The organism is Pseudomonas sp. LLC-1, assembly GCF_002992185.1.
Lineage (GTDB): Bacteria > Pseudomonadota > Gammaproteobacteria > Pseudomonadales > Pseudomonadaceae > Aquipseudomonas > Aquipseudomonas monteilii.
Map to the genome: position 1 here is coordinate 244044 of NZ_LUVY01000012.1, position 18487 is coordinate 262530.

Genomic DNA, 18487 nt, shown 5'->3' on the forward strand with positions numbered 1-18487 from the left:
CCCCGGCTATCTCAATCCTGCCAAATCCCTTTACCCGCCAACCGCTCCCGATCATGCGCCAGGTTGAAATCTTGCAACGGCCCCTTGGGCACGATCCCGGTCGGGTTGATGGTCTTGTGGCTCATGTAATAGTGCTTCTGGATATGCTCCATATCCACCGTGCCCGCCACCCCAGGCCACTGATACAGCTCGCGAAGCCAGTTCGACAGGTTGTGATAGTCGCTCAGGCGGCGCAGGTTGCACTTGAAGTGCCCGTGGTACACGGCATCGAAGCGCACCAGCGTGGTGAACAGACGCACATCAGCCTCGGTCAGGTATTCACCCGCCAGGTAGCGATTGCGGCTTAGCAGGTCTTCCAGATAATCCAGCTCATTGAACACATCGTCGAACGCCGCTTCGTACGCTTCCTGCGTGGTAGCAAAGCCTGCGCGGTACACGCCGTTGTTCACGGCCGGGTAGATGCGCTCGTTAAGCGCCTCGATGGTTGGGCGCAGCGGTTCGGGGTACAGGTCCAGTGTATTGCCGGTCAGCTCGTTGAGCGCGCTGTTGAAGATACGGATGATCTCTGACGATTCATTGTTGACGATGCGCTTCTCTTTCTTGTCCCACAGCACGGGTACGGTCACGCGGCCGGTGTAGTGCGGGTCATCCTGGGTGTAGCGCTGGTGCAGGTACTGCAAGGCGTCGAGGTGGTCGCCCGTGGAGCCTTGCTGCACGTCGAAGGTCCAGCCGTGGTCCTGCATCAGCCAACTGACTACCGACACATCGATCAAGGGCTCCAGGCCTTTGAGTGCGCGGACAATCAGGGTGCGGTGGGCCCATGGGCAGGCCAGCGAGACGTATAGGTGGTAGCGGCCGGCCTCGGGGGCGGGCAGTTGGTTACGGCGTTGGGCGTTTTCGCGTTTGAACGTGCCGTCCTTGCCGTTTTCATACCACTGATCATGCCAGCGGCCGTCGATCAAAAGGCCCATGAGTGAGCTCCTCGGAACAAAGTTGTTTGTCGTTGGAGCCCAGTCTAGGCCAAATCGTTCGAATAAATAGCGCAAATAACCGGGGGTTATGATCGGTTAAATCGATTTGTTCCGCGTATCCCAATAACTTTGTGCTGTTGCGAAGGCCTGCTCGCGCTCTTGCCCCAAACCACGCAAGGCCAAGGCCATGGTGGCGATGAGGGCCTTCTCGCCATAGCTGTCTTCCACTTCGCCCCGCCAGAATGCCAGCAAGTGTTCGGCTTGCAGGCTGGCCGGTTTCACATGGCGGCGTTCGCTCAGCGCTGGCCACTCCTCATCCCACGCTTCGCCTGCCGTGGTGCCGTAAAGGTGGCTGATGACATCGGGGTTTACTTCGATCTCGCCGCCATCGCCCTTGATTACCACCGCATGATCGCCCAGCAGGCGACTGGCCTCGCGGTGCACCGCCTGGTAGCCGGGGTGGAAGATGCTTTGCAGGCCACAGCGTGCGCCCAGCGGGTTAAGCACACGCGCCAGTGAGTGGATGGGCGAGCGCAGGCCCAGGGTGTTGCGCAGGTCGATCATGCGCTGCAACTGCGGCGCCCAGTCGTGCAGTGGGAAGAACGCCAGTTGGTGCTGGTCGAGGGAGCTGCCGACAGCGGCCCAGCCGTGGCACAGGGGGATTTGCAGCAGCTCAAGCAGTTGCTCGGTGTACATGCGCCCGGCGGTGTGGGCGCCGCCACCGTGCATCAGGATGCGCACGCCGTTGCCGGCCAGGCATTTGGCCGCCAGCAAGTACCAGGGCAGGTGGCGCTTTTTGCCGGCGTAGGTGGGCCAGTCCAGGTCCACTGCAATGCTCGGCGCCTGCAGGTGGGCGCGCAGGGCCTCGGTGAAGCCGGCCAGCTCCTCGGCGCTTTCTTCCTTGTGGCGTAGCAGCATCAGGAAGGCACCCAGCTGGGTGTCCTCGACTTTGCCTTCCAGCAGCAGGGTCATGGCTGCGCGTGCTTCTTCGCGGGTAAGGCCACGCGCGCCGCGCTTGCCTTTGCCGAGGATGCGCACGAATTCGGCGAACGGGTGTTCGGCCGGGGTTTCCAGTGTCAAAGGGCGAGGTTCGGTCATATGCAGTTGGTCGGCTTGGGCAGGCCCGCCAGCTTGGCGGCAAGTTTGGCGGGGGTGCCGTTGAACAGGCGGTTCAGGTGCGGGCTGTTGCCCTTTTCCGGGCCCAGCTTCAGGGCCGTGTACTTGATCAGCGGGCGCGTGGCCGGGGACAGCTGGTACTCCTGATAGAACTGGCGCAGCAGTTCGAGGATTTCCCAATGGTCTGCCGTCAACGGGATGCCCTCGCGCTCGGCCAAGGCCTCGGCGGCAGCATGGGACCAGTCCTGCAGGTCGACCAGGAAGCCGTCCTTGTCCAGGGCGATGGCGTTTTCGCCAACGTTGAGCGTATTCATAGCCAGCTGTTGACCTTGTCGTAGTGCAGGGACAGTTCGACGAAGCCAGCGTAGTCCACGGCCTTGGCCAGGTCGTTGCCGACTGCGCGGGCCTGAACGTCCTCTTCCAGGGCGAACAGGCGCTGTGCCAGGCCGGCAGCTTGCAGCTGGTGGTGCGGCTCGCTGCCGCTGCGCAAGGCATACACCGCATCGCCGCACAGTAGCAGCGCGTCGTCGGCACCGAGCAGGCGCAGGCAGCTGGCCAGGCGCTCGTCGCCGAACGGGGAGTGGGCAATTACATGCAGGGTCGTCATCAGAGCGTTACCACCTGGTCGAAACGGGCGATCAGCGCGGTTAGCGCTGCGTCATCGAGCACTTGTACCGGCAGTGCCAGGGTGTCGGCTGCCAGGCCGCGGCGGGTGAGGCTGTGGCTACAGGCAAACAGCTCTTCAACACCGAACATCGGCAGTGCTTGCAGGTTGGCGGCCAGGTTCTTCTGTTGCACGGCGGTGGGTTGCTGGTTGGGCGCAAGCTGGAACACGCCATCGTCCAGGAACAGCATGCCCAGCGGCAGGTCGAACGCGCCGCCGGCCAGGGCGATGTCCAGTGCTTCACGGGCGGATGGGCCGTTCCACGGTGCCTGGCGGCTGATGATCAACAAGGATTTGGCCATTTCAGTCGCCTCCGAAGCAGACAAGGCGGTCGGCTACCTGCGCAGCCTCATGCAACTGGCCAAGCCCCGACAGCTCCCAAGGCTTGGGCAGGTTCACGGCCGGGCGCTGGTAGCGGCTGGCTTCGGCTTCATCGAGCACGCCACGGCGCAGGGCGGCAGCGATGCACACCACGGCGTCCAGCTGGTTGGCCTCGATAAAGGCGCGCCATTGGCCCGCCACGTCCAGTTCGTCCTGGGGTGCGACCACGTTGGCCGAGGCACTGTGCACCCCGTCCTGATAGAAGAACAACCGGGCAATCTCATGCCCGCCGGCCAGCACCGCCTCGGCGTAGCGCAAGGCGCGCCGTGAAGAGGGCGCATGGGCCGGAGAGAACACCGCGATAGCGAATTTCATGGGTAACTCATGCAAAGGAATGGTGCCATGATAAAGCAAAAAAGCCCGCGCCCGCTTGTGCATGGCGGGGCGGGCTTTCTGTCAGGCCTGAAGGGCTCAGGCGTGTTCCTTGCTCTCCGGCAGGAACCAGTTCAACACCAGGGCACAGATACCGCCCGTGGCTACCCCCGACTCCAGCACATTGCGGATCGCAGCCGGCATATGCGCCAGGAATTCCGGCACCTGTGCCACACCCAGGCCCAAGGCCAGCGACACCGCAATAATCAGCAGTGCGCGGCGGTCCAGCCGGGTGCTAGCCAGAATATTGATCCCCGAAGCCGCAACCGCACCGAACATCACCATGGCCGCACCACCCAGCACCGGCTCCGGCACCGCCTGAATCACCCCGGCAACGCTCGGGAACAGGCCCAGCAGCACCAGCATCACAGCAATCCAGATCCCGATATGGCGGCTGGCAATACCGGTCAGCTGAATCACGCCGTTGTTCTGCGCAAAAATCGAGCTGGGGAAGGTGTTGAACAAGCCGGCCAGCAGCGAGTTGGCACCGTTGACCAGCACGCCGCCTTTGATCCGCTGCATCCACACCGGCCCTTCGACCGGCTGGCGCGACACCTTGCTGGTGGCGGTAACGTCACCAATGGCTTCCAGCGACGTCACCAGGTAAATCACCAGCATTGGAATGAACAGCGCCCACGAGAAGCCCAAACCAAAGTGCAGTGGCGTAGGCACCTGGAACAGCGCGGCTTCATGCATGCCGGTGAAATCCAGGCGGCCCATGTAACCGGCCAACGCATAACCAACCGCCAAGGCGATGACGATGGCGCAGCTGCGCATCCACACCACCGGGACGCGGTTGAGAATTACGATAATTGCCAACACCACGCCCGACAGCAGCAGGTTATCGCCATTGGCGAAGGTGCCGTTGGCCATGGCGCCAAAGCCGCCACCCATGCTGATCAGGCCGACCTTGATCAGCGTCAGGCCGATCATCAGCACCACGATGCCGGTCACCAGCGGGGTGATCAGGCGCTTTACGAAGGGCAGGATGCGCGAAACGCCCATCTCCACGAACGAGCCTGCGATCACCACGCCGAAGATAGCCGCCATCACGCCTTCTACCGGCGTGCCTTGCTTGACCATTAGCGCACCGCCAGCAATCAGCGGCCCGACGAAGTTGAAGCTGGTGCCCTGAACAATCAGCAGCCCGGCGCCGAATGGCCCGAAGCGCTTGCACTGAACGAAGGTGGCAATACCCGAGATCACCAGCGACATGGAAACGATCAGGTTGGTATCACGCGCCGAAACACCCAGCGCCTGGCAGATCAGCAGGCCAGGGGTCACGATCGGCACGATGATCGCCAGCAGGTGCTGCAGGGCCGCCAGCAGGCCGATCACCAGCCGTGGCTTGTCCTCAAGGCCAAGCACCAGTTCATTGGCAGGCGCCGCCGCGCCTGGGCTGTGTTCGTGTGAGCTCATTGCTGGAAGCTGCCCCGGAAGAAAAAAGGAGCGCATTCTACGGGGTGATGAGAGATTGCGGTAGAGAAAAGCACGATGGCGGCACGATCGGCGACCATGCGCCTAGTTATCTGACTTTTTGGTCAGTTATTGGTTGTGCTTTCTGGGGCTTGATAGCGCCCACAAAAAAGCCCGCCGAAGCGGGCTTTCTCGCACAGTCATCAATCAGTCATCACGACCCATGATGCCGAACAGCTGCAGCAGGCTGACAAACAGGTTGTAGATCGACACATACAGGCTGATGGTCGCCATGATGTAGTTACGCTCGCCACCATGAATGATCGCGCTGGTCTGGAACAGGATGCACACCGACGAGAACAGCACGAAGCCAGCGCTGATCGCCAGTTGCAGGCCGCTGATCTGGAAGAAGAAGCTGGCCACGACAGCACCCAGCAGAACGAAGAAGCCAGCAGTGATGAAGCCACTGAGGAAGCTCATGTCCTTGCGGGTGATCAGCACATAGGCCGACAGACCACCAAACACCAGTGCAGTCATGGCAAACGCCGAGCTGACCACTTCAGCGCCGCCGGCCATGCCCAGGTAGCGGTTGAGAATCGGGCCGAGGATGAAGCCCATGAAGCCGGTGAGGGCAAAGGTAGACACCAGGCCCCAGGCCGAATCACGCAGCTTGTTGGTGAGGAAGAACAGCCCGTAGAAGCCGATCAGCACCACGAACACGTTCGGGTAGCCGACGCGCATCTGCTGGGCCACGAAGGCCATGACACCGCTGAAGGCGAGGGTAAGTGCCAGCAGGCTGTACGTGTTGCGCAGGACCTTGCTGATCTCCTGCTGCTCGACCTGCTGGCCGTGGTGTACGGCGTAATCCTGTTCGCGCATGGCGACACTCCTTGGTAAAACCTGTGGTTTCGAACGTTCAGATGCTAGGAGTCTATCAGAGCTCCCACAACCCGCGACACAGAGAGTTTGACAGCGTGTTTCATTAAGGTATTATGGCGGCCGCAAAACGAGCTGGAAGCGTGGCCGAGTGGTTTAAGGCAACGGTCTTGAAAACCGTCGATGGGCAACTATCCTAGAGTTCGAATCTCTACGCTTCCGCCACATTCAAAGCCCTGATTATTCAGGGCTTTTTGCGTTTTTGGGGCCGTAAAATGAGTCTCTGAAGGCAGAGGGCCTGAGTCCAACAAGTCCAACGACTTTCAAGTCCAGAAAAGCCCAGATCTTCTCAGGGCTTCGGCATCACGCCTTTCGCAGAATCGCATCAATCCGATGCCAGTTCACCGTTCCGGAATCGATGACCATGGCTGATTCGGTTTCGCGCAGCAGGACGGTTTCCAACCCCGCAGCAAGCGCTTGAACATTTTCAACGCTATGAAACGACATATGCCCCTGGCCAGCCCAGCCGTGCCTTAGCCCGAAGAAATGACCTGTAAAGACACCTCCGGGAACCAGCGCTTTGCAAATCAGATTCCACAGGTGATCGAATCGCCCAGGGTGGCAAAAGGGAAGGGCAAGCCCGGCATGGATCAGGCTCGACGGCGGTAGCTCGGCAAGGTACTCAAAGTCTGCCACCTTGGCGTCCAGCATACGGGCCTCCTCCACTGAGCATTTGCTGGCCGTGCGTGCGATGGCTTCAGGCTCTTTATCAATGGCCAGCACCTGCCAGCCCGCCTGAATCAGTTGCAACGTTTCATTACCGGCACCGCACCCCAGGTCTACCGCATGCAGGGGGCGTAGGTGCTTGGCATGATCAATGGCGCAACTGAGCAGCAGAGAGGGAGCGCGCCTGTTTGTGCGTTCGTAGAAAGCGTTCCAGCTCGTCATGGATAAAGCATCCTTACCTTTCCATCTTGTGTAGGGCGGTGACCGCAATGCCTGAATGGCAGATGGTATCCCATTGGCGGTTACCGCTTGGCGGCTTGAGTATTTCCACAGGTTACCGGCCTCGTTACGAAATCCTGACCAGCGCGGGCGCTGTCTCTGTGTAGACTGTGCCTCTTCACACATTCTGTCGCTCGCACTCGGAATACCAAAATGAACAAACTGATCCTGCCCGCCGCCATCTTCGTAAGCGTGATGATCGTAGGGACGATAGCCGATAACTTTGGCGTGGAAGGAGGGTGGAAAATAGGTGTGCTGTGCCTTGTGGCCGGTGCTGTTCAATTTGTGGTTACACGCTTTCAACGTGCTTCGCGCAACAACGTCCAATCTTAAGCGCTGCTTCTAAAGCTAAGACGATCAGGTTTTACGTGCTGTTGTTCTATGGGAGAGCGGCGCAGGCTGTGACAATGGGTGCAATTACAAGGGCCATGTCATGCTGACCATCTCCAACAACGTGCATCTGCCGGATGCCGAAATCGAACTGACCTACATCCGTGCGCAAGGCGCGGGTGGGCAGAATGTCAACAAGGTATCCAGCGCGGTGCACCTGCGGTTCGACATCCCGGCCTCGTCGTTGCCCGAGTTCTACAAGGCGCGGCTGCTGGCGCTGCGTGACAGTCGCATTACCGGCGATGGTGTGTTGATCATCAAGGCCCAGCAGTACCGCACCCAAGAGCAGAACCGGACCGACGCACTGGCGCGTCTTGCCGAGTTGATCATCGCTGCCGGCAAGACCGAAAAGAAACGCCGCCCGACCAAGCCGACCCTTGGCTCGAAGACCCGCCGCCTTGAAGGCAAAGCCAGGCGAAGCACTGTCAAGGCGGGGCGGGGCAAGGTGGATTTCTAGTGCGGGTGGTGGACCGTCGCGTAGCTAGTCAACCCAATCAGCGCATCATGCCCAACTCGGCATCATCCATCAGCGCCTTGGCCAGCGCGCTCAGGTAGTGCGCAGCCCAGATCATCATCGGCTTCTCATCCATCAACCCGACAATGGTCAGTTCGCGCACATACCCTATCAACTCCGAAGCCTGCTCGCGGGCGTTCTGGCAAGGGATGCCGGCTTCGATGCGAAACAGCGGGTGGGTCTGGTTTTCACCTTGGTAGAACGTGGTCTTGCCTACAGTCGTCTTTTCGTTCGGATCGTCAGTCATCTTTAACATTCCTATATCTCCAAATGATCTGCACCGATCCCGCTGTCAAACAGGTTGGGTGGCAGCTGTGCGTGGGTTGACAGACCGGCGGACATAGGAAGTTCCGGCGCACGCAAGCGTGCCCCACGCGCAGCCGCCATCGAGGGCGCTGCAGAACCTATATACCGTTACGGCCTGTCAAAGCCGTGTCGCTGATGAGCAGCAACAGCCCCAGACTAGAGGCCCAGCAGGGCGCCCGCAACGGAAAATAGGCGGCAACAGTATCTTTGGGAAATGCCCTACAAGATAGCGAAAAATTCTGATCTTTCGAAGCAGATTGACATCATTTGGGATGGGATAGCCTGCTGTGGTCGCGGGCTGAAATGGTGTGGGGCTTGAGATCGTGGTTGCTGGTTGGGGCCATGGGGGCTGCTGTGCAGCCCATCGCCGGCAAGCCAGCTCCCACACCGACCGCATCGCACTCAAGCCATGCGCTGTACCTGTGGGAGCTGGCTTGCCGGCGATGGGCCGCAAAGCGGCCCCAATAATCTAATCTGACTGGCATTAGGATGAACCCGCTCCCACAGGGACTGCGTTTTGCCGGAAGGTTGCGGCTGATCACTTGATCAGCGGCACGCCACTCAGCTTCTGCAGTTCGTCAAAGTCGATATCCGCACAAATCTCGACCACTTTCAGCCCTTCAGGCGTCACTTCCAGCACGGCCAGGTCAGTGTAGATACGGCTGACGCAAGCAATGCCGGTCAGCGGGTAGGTGCACTCAGGCACCAGTTTGCTTTCGCCGGATTTGGTCAGGTGGTCCATCATCACGAACACCTGGCGGGCGCCGGTGGCCAGGTCCATTGCGCCGCCTACGGCCGGGATCGAACCTTCGGCACCGGTGTGCCAGTTGGCCAGGTCGCCCTTCACCGACACCTGGAAGGCACCCAGTACGGCGATGTCCAGGTGGCCGCCACGCATCATCGAGAACGAGTCGGCATGGTGGAAGAACGCACCGCCAGTCAGCAGGGTCACGTGCTGCTTGCCGGCGTTGATCAGGTCATCGTCTTCCTCGCCCGGGGCCGGGCTCGGCCCCATGCCCAGCAGGCCGTTTTCGCTGTGCAGGAACACTTCCTTGTCGCCCAGGTAGTTGGCCACCAGGGTGGGTGCGCCAATGCCCAGGTTGACGTAGGCACCTTCCTGAATGTCTGCGGCCACGCGTTGGGCCATCTCGGTGCGGGAGAGCTTTTTGGTGATGGTCATGGCAGGCCTCAGACAGCGTTGGCGATCGAAGAAGCGGCAGCGCCGGTAACGGCGACCACGCGCTGGACGAAGATACCCGGGGTGATGATGTGTTCCGGGTCCAGTTCACCGAGTTCGACAACCTGGTCGACCTGGGCGATGGCGGTCTTGGCGGCCATGGCCATGATCGGGCCGAAGTTGCGGGCGGCCTTGCGGTAGGTCAGGTTGCCCCAACGGTCGCCCTTGTGCGCCTTGATCAGCGCAAAGTCGGCGTGCAGCGGCATTTCCAGCACGTACATGCGGCCGTCGATTTCACGGGTTTCCTTGCCTTCGGCCAGCAGGGTGCCGTAGCCGGTTGGCGAGAAGAATGCACCAATGCCCGAACCCGCGGCGCGGATACGCTCGGCCAGGTTGCCCTGCGGGACTACTTCCAGCTCGATCTTGCCGGCGCGGTACAGTTCGTCGAACACGTAGGAGTCGGACTGGCGCGGGAACGAGCAGACCACCTTGCGCACGCTGCCTGCCATGAGCAGGGCGGCCAGGCCGATCTCACCGTTACCGGCGTTGTTGCTGATGATGGTCAGGTCGCGGGCACCGGTGGCGATCAGGCCGTCGATCAGCTCGGACGGCATGCCAGCCGTGCCAAAGCCACCGACCATGATGGTCGAACCGTCGGTAATCCCTTCCACCGCGCTGGCGATGGACTCGTACGTTTTATTGATCAAGGCGAGCTCCTGGTTGTTCCTGGAGTTGTGGTTGTCGGGCTGGCCGGAGCGCGTGACGCGATGGGGCCTGTCAGCGCTTGAAATTACTTGCTGACTTTCGCTATAGCGTGCCGCAAGATAGGGCAACAGTAGAGGGGGTTTGGCTGAATTTGTGCGATTATCGAACTGTTGTGCGATGTGCGAGCAGTTTCGGAAGCTATTTGCCTCACTCAAATTGAACGTGTGATCCCTTCATTGTTGCCCCTCGCTGGTGCGCTCTGCGCTTATCTGCCACGGTTCTGCACTGATCAAGTGCAGCAAGCTCGCGAAATCACCGATTAATCACCCCTGCCGCGTTGGCGTGCGACTTGCTATCAGATTGCCATTCGATGTCGCGTATGGTGAAGATAATGTCGCTTTCCAGTGGTTCGATGCAGTTGTCGTCGCATGAAAAGGGCTGGCTGCCGTGGTTTGGTAAAACCGGCAAATTCAGCATGGGCTGGGCGTGCCGCCTTAACCGGGCCAGTTACCCGCAGATCGAGCAAACCTTCGAAGCCATCGCCCACACCCGTGTGCAGTTGCTGCATGAGTGGACGCGCGAGCAGTGGGAGCATCTGGCCGAGCTGGCCGATCAACTGGCGCCCGGGCTCGCTCAAGTCGATAGCGCGATGTTGCGCAGCACGCTGGCCCAGGCCGAGGACTTTTCCGAACTGTTTGTCGTCGATGCCCACGGCAGCGTCATCGCTTCGACCTGGCCCCAACGTGGCACGCCGCGTATCGAGCACATGTCAGCCCTGGCACAAGGGCTGAAAGCCCCCTTCCTGCACGGGCCCTACAGCGACCCACTGACCTTGCAGATCGGCCCGTCATCCTCACGCTTTCACGACGAAGTCACGCTGATGTTCTACCAGCCCCTCAGGCGCGCGGGCAAAGTGCTCGGTTGCCTGTGCGGGCGGGTGCCCAACGACGTGCTGGGCGATCTGATCCAGCGCGAGGCCGGGCACATCTACCCCGAGTCGGGTGACAATTACCTGTTCATGGCGCAATCGCGCTTCGACCTTGCCATTCAGCCTGGCATCGCGCTGTCCCGCTCGCGCTTCGAAGACGCCACCTTCACCCATGGCGAAAACCTCAAGAGCGGCGTGCACACCCCCTGGACCACGGTGCAGGTCCAGCGCCATACCGAACTGGAGCTGCGTTTCACCGACCCCTCCACGCGGGAACTGCACCCGGGCGTAAGGGAGACCATCAGGCGCGGTGAAAACCTGTTCGTGACCTACCCCGGCTATTCGGACTATCGCCACGTACCGGTGGTAGGTAAGGGCGTAACGTTCCAGTTGCCGGGCTCACCCGACCGCTGGGGCATGATGTGCGAGGCAGACCTGGAGGAGGTCTACCGCCGGCGCTCGCTGAGCTACGGTTTGATGAAGCCCTATGTGGCGATCATGGCGGGCCTTTTCGGCTGCAACTACCTGGTGCAGCACTGTGCAGGCCTGCCGCAAGGGTTGAACGACGCGATCGAGGCCGCGAGCATGCTCGGCGCCACGTTGCTGTTCGGTGTGCTCGGGCCCAAGCGCCTGGCGGCCAGGCTGAATGGCATGAGCGGCGTGCTGCGCACCATCGCCGAGGGAGAAGGCAACCTGCGCCAGCGCCTGGACACCAGCACCTTGGCCAACGACGAAAGCGGCGACATGGCGCGCTGGATCAACAGCTTCATCGACCGCCTGGACGCGGTGGTGGGGCAGGTGGTCAAGGCCAGTCGAACCGTCGGCAGCACCAACCAGATGATGCTCGGGCGCAGCCAGGAAGCCAGCGTGAGCTCCGCCGATGTGGCAGACGCCGTGCACCAGATGATGATCATCATGGAAGAGCAGCTTGGCGAGTTGCAGCAGGCCTCGGTCAGTGCCGAGCAGATGAAGCAGGCCATGGACGAAGTGGTCAGCCGCGCACGCGAGCAGTACCTGGCGGTGCAGGCGGGCACGCAGTCGATCCGCGATGTGGTGGCGCGCTCGTCGTCCAGCGTGCAGCGGCTCGACAGCCGCATGGTCGAGATCGACAACATTACCGGGTTGATCAGCGAAATCACCAACCAGACCAACCTGCTGGCGCTCAATGCCGCCATCGAGGCGGCGCGCGCCGGGGAGCATGGCCGTGGCTTTGCAGTGGTGGCCGACGAGGTGCGCAGCCTGGCCGCGCGTACCTCGCGTGCTGCCGACGACATTCGCCATATGGTCGAAAGCCTGCAGGGCGAAACCCGTCAGGCCGTAAGCTTCATGGAGCAGGGCGTGCAGGACGTCGACAACAGTCTGCGCCTCGCCGAGGACGCCTCTTCGGAAAATGTGCAACTGCACCAGGCGGTGGAGGGCATGTTCGCCATCATCCAGCAGCTCAACCGGCGCAGTGTGGAATACGGCAAGACCATCGAGCAGGTCAACCAGTCGTCCAGCGAGATGCGCCAGACCGCCGTGGTGCTGCAAAGCAGTGCGCAGAAGGTGAAGGTGGATGCCGGCAAGTTGCAGAAGCTGGTGGGGCAGTTCGAAGTCAGCGATGATGGCGAACGAGGCGTTGCTGCTTGAGTAACGCACTATCCGGTAACCAGGGAGACCGTCATGATCCGGCTGGCCGTAGCAACCGATGAGCCTGAAGTCAGGCAGTGTGCCGAGCAGGCCTACGCTCGGTATGTGCCACTCATCGGGCGCAAGCCTGCCCCGATGACCGCAGACTTCGCCAGGCAGATAGCGGACGGTGTGGTGTATGTTGCGACGGATGATCGGGCGGTCTTCCAGGGTTTCATTGTGTTCTATGCCGAGCACGGCCACATGCTGCTGGAAAACGTCGCGGTCCTGCCCAGCGCAGCCGGGCAGGGTGTAGGAAAGGCGTTGATCCGCTTCTGTGAAGATGCAGCCCGGCAACAGGGGGTAGGCGCCGTCCATCTCTATACCAACGAGAAGATGACCGAGAACCTGTCGATTTACCCCAAGCTCGGCTATGTGAATGTAGGGCAACGGACGGAAGACGGTTTCAAGCGCGTTTATTTCGAGAAGACCCTGGTGCCCTGACAGGCCGTTCGTGCATGCGTACAAAGCATGCCCCGCACGCGGGCAATGCGTCATGCGCCCCGGCTTCAGGCATCATGTACCCAGCCCTATCGAAAAGCTGAACGCGCCAAATGCCTGAATCCCCCAACCCCAACCGCGCCATCTACGACCTGGACATGCTCCGCACCGTGGTCATGGTGGCCGACTGCGGCAGTTTCACCACCGCCGCAGCCCGCCTGCATTCCACCCAGTCTACAGTCAGCCAGAAGGTGCGCCGGCTGGAAGAAATGGTCGGCCACCAGCTGCTCGACCGCAGCAACCGCGAGGTGCACCCGACCGACGCCGGTGAAACCCTGCTGCGTTACGCTCGGCACCTGCTGGCGGTGAGCAGCCAGTTGACCGAGGCCATGTCGGGTGGGGTGACGGTAACCGTGCGCATCGGCCTGCCGGACGATTTTGTCGCGGGCAAGACGATGCAGGCGTTGGCGGCGTTCAACCGGCGTAATCCGACGGTGAAACTGGAGATTACCGGTGGCCTTAGCCGTGACCTGATGAGCACCTATGATCGGGGCGAACTGGACTTGGTGTTGATCAAGCAGCGGCGGCACAGCCGTGAGGCCAATGCTTGCCAGCCAGAGCGTATCGAGTGGATCGACAGTGCGCAGTACCCGTGCTTTGCCCAGGACCCGATTCCGCTGGTGACCTTCCCGCCGCGTGGGCTGTACCGGGACGACATGATCAGCGCGGTCGAGGCCATGGGGCGGAGCTGGCGTATCGCATTCACCAGTTCGAGCCTGGCAGGGATTCAGGAGGCCGTCGCCAATGGGTTAGGGGTAAGCCTGTTGCCATTGCGGGTGGTGACGGCGGGGCATCGGGTGCTAGGGGGGGAAGAAGGATTCAAGCCGATTAAGGTGTTTGAGGCGGCGATATTTCATCGGCCGACGGCAGACCCGATGGTTATGGAGTTGGCCGAAATTCTGATTGGAATTTTGCGGGCAGAGGCAGAGTAAGTCTTGGTCTAGTGGCTGTCAGTCAGGGCCATGGGGCGCGAAGCGGCCCCAGGTTTTTTTGCCTGTTAGTGGCGGCGTACTTCTGCAGCAAACTGCGTGGCCTTCAACTGCAAATGCGCAGGCCCGCCCCAGAATGCACCGTGGCGCACGATCACTCGCTCATGAATGGCAGCCGCCACTGCCGCAGCGGCATTCGGTGCCTTGAACAGGATGAAGCTGGCTTCATTGCCCACCTTCAAGCCGTAATCCTTTTTACCCATCACGCCGGCACCCGCTTCGGTCGCCATGTGCAGCGCTACCCGCAGTTCCTCGTCGGTGTTGAAGCCTGAGCGGTAGCTGACCAGCATGGCCCGTTGCAGCATGTCGCCGTTGCCGTAGGGCCACCAGGCATCCTGGATGTTGTCGTTGCCGGTAAACACCCGCACGCCGCCTTTACGCAGGCGTAGGACGGGTGGGAAAGCATGCTCGCCGGGGGCGTTGGTCATGATGGAAATACCGGCGCCAGCCAGCGCTTCGGCGGTGCGGTCGACCACGGCATCGGATACGTCGCCCAGCCCATAGGCGTGGCTGACCGCCACCAGGCCTTGCATGCCCAGTGCCTGGGTGCGGGCGGCGATGCGTTCGAGTTGGGCGATACAGATATCGCCAGGCTCATGCAGGTGGATATCGACCTTCACGCCATGTCGGTCGGCGATGCCGAACACGATGTCGAGCTGGCCATCGGCATCGCCATCAAGGGTGGTCGGGTCGATGCCGCCGACCACCTGCACGCCTTCGCGGATGGCCGCTTCCATCACTTCAGCGGTGCCGGGGCAGGTCACCACTCCGGCCTGGGGGAAGGCCACCAGCTCGATGGCGAGCAGGTCTTTCCACATGTCCCGGGCTTCGAGCATTGCATGCAGGTTGGAAAGGCCGGTGGTGGCGTCCACGTCCACATGGCAACGCATGGCCAGGGTGCCAAACGAGGCGGCCTGGCGCATCAGCGCATCGGCGCGCTCGACGATGGGCGGGGCGCTGGCGAGTTCGCGTTTCTCCACGGCCAGGCGCTCGCGCAGGCTGGCCGCGGGTTGATGCGGGCGCCAGCGATCGCCGACGAAGCTTTTGTCCAGATGGATGTGGCCGTCGACAAAGCCCGGCAGCGCCAGCAGGCCTTCGAGGTCGATGGTTTCGCGGGCGGGCGTGCTGGCGCGTTGCGGGCCGATGTGGCTGATGCGGCCGTTGCTTACGGCAATGTTCAGAGGCAGGCCATCGGCGTCGATGGCGTTGATGAACTCACGGTCGTTCATGGTTGGGCCTTTTTTACTAACGGCTTGGGTGACGTACCACGGTAGGGCGGATGTGGGCATGTCTCCAATTAATTATCAGGATCGACAGCAGTGCGTTTCTGGATACAGGCAGTGGAGGTTGGCCTGCATTAAAAAGCCCACTGAAGAGGATTGCGATAATTAACTGTCAAAGCCTTCGATCTCGGCCCAGGATTGACCGCGTGCCCCGTCCTACCGCTTGCTGCAGCGTGTTCCGGGCAGGTCATCACACACAATAAAAACAAATGCCGTGTCGGAGTCCTTCCATGATCAATGATTCCAAGCTGCTGCGTGCCGCCTTGATTTTCATTGCCTGTACTTCATTCATCGTCTGTGGCGTGCAACCCATTTTCATGGGTTTGGTCACGGAACAACTGAGCCTGTCACTGGATCAGCAGGGCTGGGTGGTGTCGGTCGAGATGATCGGCATGACCCTGGGCACCTTGCTATGCCCGCTGCTGATGAAGCGCCATGGCGGGCGTAGCCTTTGCCTGTTCGTGGGGGCGCTGTGCGTGGCGTTGAGCATTGCGACCGCCTTTTCCACCACCAATAACGTGTTGCTGATCGTGCGCCTGGCGGCCGGCACCTGTGCGGGGCTGGTGTACGCCTACGCCGTTTCCACGCTGGGACGCTTGCCCAACCAGGACCGGTCGTTCGGGTTGATGCTGTTGCTGCAAACCCCCGAGTACTCGCTGTTCTCGGCAGCGTTGCCGTTGCTGGCCGCGCAAAGTGGCACGGTGACTGCCTTGTGCGCGTTCGGCCTGTGGTACTTGCTGATCTGCGGCGCCAGCCTGGTGTTGCCGCGCCGTCCGGCGGCGTTGCTGGCCAGTGGCGAAGGCTCACCTGCCCAGGGTGGTTCGGCACGTACAGGGCGTACGGCGCTGGTGGGCATGCTGTTCATGCAGATCGCCATCTACTGCGTGTGGGGCTTCATCGACCAGCTGGCGCGAGACCAGGGCATCAGCGGCGTCGACATCGGTTGGGCGTTCGGCCTGTCTGCCATTGGCGGGTTGCCTGGGGCAGGGCTGCCAAGCCTGCTGGGGGCGCGGGTCAACCGCCAACTGATGATTGCTGTGGGGTTGGTGGCGGTGTTCGTTTCCATCGCCATGCTCACGGGCCATACCCGCACACCGACGCAGTTGTTCGTGGCGTTGTTGCTGATCAACTTTGGCTGGGTGCTGTCACTGTCGTACTACATGGCGCTGATCACCACCAACGACCCGACCGGCAAGCTGACGCCGCTGGTCAGCATCACGTTGATGGGAGCTGCAGCCGTGACGCCCGCACTGATTGCCATGCTGGTGGAGGGCTCCAACCAGCAGTTGATTTTCCTGTTGGGTACCGGGGCGTTGGTGATTGCTTTTGCGGTCACTTGCCTTGGGGTAGGTCGCAGGGGGATGTCCAGCAAGGCGGCTTACTGAGCATATCCCTGGTGTCAGGCATTGCCGGTTCAGGCTTCAGCCCCCGGCAATCGGCTCCGGCAGGCCTTTTACGCCGGGGTTCAGTGCGAACACGCCGCCGGCCAGTGGCTGGTCGCTCAGGTCGATGCCTTGTGGGCGAATCGACGTCACGAACAGCGTATCCAGCTGCGGGCCGCCGAATGCGCACATGGTCGGTTTCTTCACCGGTAGCGGCAGGGCGCGGTCCAGTTTGCCTTCGGGGGTGAAGCGCAGTACCTGGCCGGCATCGATCGCACAGATCCAATAGCAACCTTCGGCATCCACTGCGGCCCCGTCCGGTCGGCCGGCGTGCTGGTTCATGTCGATGAAGATTCGGCGGTTGTGCGGTGTGCCGCTGTCGATGTCGTAGTCGAAGGCCCAGATCAGCTGGACGCTGGGGTGTGAGTCAGAGATATACAGTGTTTTGCCGTCCGGGCTGAAGGCCATGCCGTTGGGCACGATCAGCTTGTCCAGTCGTGCCTGCAATGGTTTTACCGTTGCGTCTGCCGTCGCGTCATACCGGTAAAGTGCACCCACCGGCTCGGCGCCCATGCTGGTTTGCATCGTACCGGCCCAGAAGCGCCCTTGGCGGTCACAGCGCCCGTCATTGAAGCGCATGCCGGGCCTGGCGTGTTCGACGCTGGCACGTTTGTCGGCCAACAGGCGGCCGTCTGCCTGAGGGGTGAGGTGAAAGATCCCGCTCTCCTGGGCCCCCAGCCAATAGCCTTGCTGGCTGCGGACAATGCAGCCCAGCATTTCGTCTGCGGTCCAGTGGGTTGTCTGGCCGTCCATCTGCCAGCGGAGCAGGCGACCTGCTGGTATATCCACCCAGTACAAGGCATTTTCCTGCGGGTGCCAGACCGGGCTCTCGCCCGTGGCATTGCGTGCGTCGGTAATCAGTTCGGCTGTCATGGAAGCATTCTGCGCTCTATCGGGGTCAGTCGCCAAAAGGGCCGGCAGCGGTGAAGGCGCCGCCTTGCAGATGGGCCGTCGGGTCATTTGCTGCGGGCTTTGGCTGCTGCTCCAGTGCCGGGCGGAAGCGCTCCGCGCTGTCCTTCGGGTTGAAGTCCAGGTGTGCGGCGTGGCGGTTGTTCCACCACAGGTCGCGGTTGGCCGAGACGCCATACACCACGGTGTGGCCAACGTTCTCGGCCAGCAATGCGCGCTCCACCAGGTGTGCCAGGTCTGCGTAGCTCAGCCAGGTGGACAACATGCGGACATTGCGGGGTTCGGGGAATGAAGAGCCGATGCGCAGGCTGACCGTTTCGATGCCGTAGCGATGGAAGTAGAACGTCGCCAGGTCTTCGCCGTAGGCCTTCGACAGCCCGTAATAGCAGTCTGGCCGGCGTGGCGAATGCGCATCCACTTGTTCGTCCTGAGGGTAAAAGCCGGTGACATGGTTGGAGCTGGCGAACACCACGCGTTTGATGCCGTGCTTACGGGCGGCCTCATAGATGTGGAAGGTGCCGACGATGTTGGCTTGCAGAATTTCTTCGAAGGCGCGCTCGGTGGAGATGCCTCCCAGGTGCACGATGGCGTCTACATCCTTGGCCAGGGCCAGTACGCCGGCCTTGTCCGCCAGGTCGCAGTTGATGACTTCTTCATGCTCGCCCGTAGCTGTTGCCATGGGGCTGATGTCCGATGCGCGCACGATGGTGGCGTGCGCTTGCAGTGCTTCGCGAAGCACGTGCCCGAGCCCGCCGGCGGCACCGGTGAGCAGCAGGCGGTTGAAGGGTTTGCGTGTGATCTTGGTCATTGTCTTGGGGCCTTTTACTGAAACGGCATGAAGGTGCCGTGGGGGAACGACACCGGCATGGGCGGG

At 61.5% G+C, this 18487-nt stretch carries 21 protein-coding genes and 1 tRNA gene; 7 read left to right on the forward strand and 15 right to left on the reverse strand.

Going from position 1 to position 18487, the window contains the following annotated elements; translation table 11 throughout:
* Positions 1–11: 11 nt before the first annotated feature.
* From A0O30_RS11940 to A0O30_RS11980, 8 genes are all read right to left on the reverse strand, one after another.
* Entirely contained in the window at positions 12–971 is a 960-nt protein-coding gene (locus tag A0O30_RS11940) for a glutathione S-transferase family protein (protein ID WP_105946621.1), read from the reverse strand.
* A gap of 96 nt (positions 972–1067) precedes the next feature.
* Complete coding sequence (locus A0O30_RS11945) at positions 1068–2069, reverse strand: glycosyl transferase family protein (protein WP_105946622.1); 1002 nt, start codon at positions 2067–2069, stop codon at positions 1068–1070.
* Positions 2066–2401, reverse strand: a complete 336-nt coding sequence (locus A0O30_RS11950) for a TusE/DsrC/DsvC family sulfur relay protein (protein ID WP_105946623.1) — start codon at positions 2399–2401, stop codon at positions 2066–2068. The genes A0O30_RS11945 and A0O30_RS11950 overlap by 4 nt, the downstream gene beginning before the upstream one ends.
* Positions 2398–2694 carry a sulfurtransferase complex subunit TusB gene (tusB, locus tag A0O30_RS11955; protein WP_105946624.1) on the reverse strand — a complete coding sequence of 99 codons (297 nt, stop codon included), beginning with the start codon at positions 2692–2694 and terminating at the stop codon, positions 2398–2400. Before tusB ends, A0O30_RS11950 begins: the two co-directional genes overlap by 4 nt.
* Positions 2694–3053 (reverse strand): sulfurtransferase complex subunit TusC, encoded by a 360-nt coding sequence (gene tusC, locus A0O30_RS11960; RefSeq protein ID WP_060497742.1) that lies wholly within the window; start codon positions 3051–3053, stop codon positions 2694–2696. The genes tusB and tusC overlap by 1 nt, the downstream gene beginning before the upstream one ends.
* Before the next feature lies 1 nt (position 3054).
* Positions 3055–3447, reverse strand: a complete 393-nt coding sequence (gene tusD, locus A0O30_RS11965; RefSeq protein WP_105946625.1) for a sulfurtransferase complex subunit TusD — start codon at positions 3445–3447, stop codon at positions 3055–3057.
* A 96-nt stretch (positions 3448–3543) separates the two neighbouring features.
* A complete protein-coding gene (locus A0O30_RS11970) occupies positions 3544–4923 on the reverse strand; it encodes a nucleobase:cation symporter-2 family protein (protein WP_105946626.1) in 1380 nt (459 codons plus the stop codon).
* A 204-nt stretch (positions 4924–5127) separates the two neighbouring features.
* Positions 5128–5799, reverse strand: a complete 672-nt coding sequence (locus A0O30_RS11980; protein WP_003251184.1) for a Bax inhibitor-1/YccA family protein — start codon at positions 5797–5799, stop codon at positions 5128–5130.
* Positions 5800–5933: 134 nt separating this feature from the next.
* On the opposite strand from A0O30_RS11980, the gene A0O30_RS11985 reads away from it, so the two are divergent.
* Positions 5934–6021, forward strand: a tRNA-Ser gene (locus A0O30_RS11985).
* 138 nt (positions 6022–6159) lie between these two features.
* Here A0O30_RS11985 and A0O30_RS11990 read toward each other — a convergent pair.
* Positions 6160–6744, reverse strand: coding sequence for a trans-aconitate 2-methyltransferase (locus A0O30_RS11990; RefSeq protein WP_105946628.1), 585 nt, complete (start codon positions 6742–6744; stop codon positions 6160–6162).
* Positions 6745–6954: 210 nt separating this feature from the next.
* Here A0O30_RS11990 and A0O30_RS11995 point away from each other — a divergent pair, with 210 nt between their 5' ends.
* Both A0O30_RS11995 and arfB read left to right on the forward strand, forming a co-directional pair.
* Positions 6955–7134 carry a hypothetical protein gene (locus A0O30_RS11995; RefSeq protein ID WP_105946629.1) on the forward strand — a complete coding sequence of 60 codons (180 nt, stop codon included), beginning with the start codon at positions 6955–6957 and terminating at the stop codon, positions 7132–7134.
* Positions 7135–7234: 100 nt separating this feature from the next.
* Positions 7235–7648 (forward strand): alternative ribosome rescue aminoacyl-tRNA hydrolase ArfB, encoded by a 414-nt coding sequence (gene arfB, locus A0O30_RS12000; RefSeq protein ID WP_105946630.1) that lies wholly within the window; start codon positions 7235–7237, stop codon positions 7646–7648.
* 37 nt (positions 7649–7685) lie between these two features.
* Here the strand turns inward: arfB and A0O30_RS12005 are convergent, their stop codons facing one another.
* The 3 genes from A0O30_RS12005 to A0O30_RS12015 form a co-directional block, all read right to left on the reverse strand.
* Positions 7686–7952, reverse strand: coding sequence for a DUF3077 domain-containing protein (locus A0O30_RS12005; protein ID WP_105946631.1), 267 nt, complete (start codon positions 7950–7952; stop codon positions 7686–7688).
* A gap of 597 nt (positions 7953–8549) precedes the next feature.
* Complete coding sequence (locus tag A0O30_RS12010; protein ID WP_060497646.1) at positions 8550–9191, reverse strand: 3-oxoacid CoA-transferase subunit B; 642 nt, start codon at positions 9189–9191, stop codon at positions 8550–8552.
* Between the two features lie 8 nt (positions 9192–9199).
* Positions 9200–9895, reverse strand: coding sequence for a 3-oxoacid CoA-transferase subunit A (locus A0O30_RS12015; RefSeq protein WP_026020319.1), 696 nt, complete (start codon positions 9893–9895; stop codon positions 9200–9202).
* Positions 9896–11799: 1904 nt separating this feature from the next.
* Between A0O30_RS12015 and A0O30_RS28215 the strand changes: the two genes are divergently transcribed.
* The 3 genes from A0O30_RS28215 (at position 11800) to A0O30_RS12030 (ending at position 13922) form a co-directional block, all read left to right on the forward strand.
* The gene (locus A0O30_RS28215; RefSeq protein ID WP_371921622.1) at positions 11800–12450 is read left to right on the forward strand and encodes a methyl-accepting chemotaxis protein; all 651 of its coding nucleotides are present in this window, start codon (positions 11800–11802) and stop codon (positions 12448–12450) included.
* Positions 12451–12483: 33 nt separating this feature from the next.
* Positions 12484–12933: a GNAT family N-acetyltransferase gene (locus tag A0O30_RS12025; protein ID WP_105946633.1), complete on the forward strand. Its 450-nt coding sequence runs from the start codon at positions 12484–12486 to the stop codon at positions 12931–12933.
* Positions 12934–13043: 110 nt separating this feature from the next.
* Positions 13044–13922, forward strand: coding sequence for a LysR substrate-binding domain-containing protein (locus tag A0O30_RS12030; RefSeq protein ID WP_105946634.1), 879 nt, complete (start codon positions 13044–13046; stop codon positions 13920–13922).
* A 65-nt stretch (positions 13923–13987) separates the two neighbouring features.
* On the opposite strand, the gene A0O30_RS12035 is transcribed toward A0O30_RS12030, so the two are convergent.
* A complete protein-coding gene (locus tag A0O30_RS12035) occupies positions 13988–15208 on the reverse strand; it encodes an amidohydrolase family protein (RefSeq protein WP_105946635.1) in 1221 nt (406 codons plus the stop codon).
* A gap of 284 nt (positions 15209–15492) precedes the next feature.
* On the opposite strand from A0O30_RS12035, the gene A0O30_RS12040 reads away from it, so the two are divergent.
* Positions 15493–16647, forward strand: a complete 1155-nt coding sequence (locus A0O30_RS12040) for an MFS transporter (protein WP_105946636.1) — start codon at positions 15493–15495, stop codon at positions 16645–16647.
* A 36-nt stretch (positions 16648–16683) separates the two neighbouring features.
* Here A0O30_RS12040 and A0O30_RS12045 read toward each other — a convergent pair whose 3' ends face one another.
* Positions 16684–17577 carry an SMP-30/gluconolactonase/LRE family protein gene (locus A0O30_RS12045; protein ID WP_105946637.1) on the reverse strand — a complete coding sequence of 298 codons (894 nt, stop codon included), beginning with the start codon at positions 17575–17577 and terminating at the stop codon, positions 16684–16686.
* A gap of 25 nt (positions 17578–17602) precedes the next feature.
* On the reverse strand, positions 17603–18421 hold the full coding sequence (locus A0O30_RS12050) for an NAD(P)-dependent oxidoreductase (protein ID WP_105946638.1): 819 nt from the start codon (positions 18419–18421) through the stop codon (positions 17603–17605).
* Positions 18422–18487: the final 66 nt, after the last annotated feature.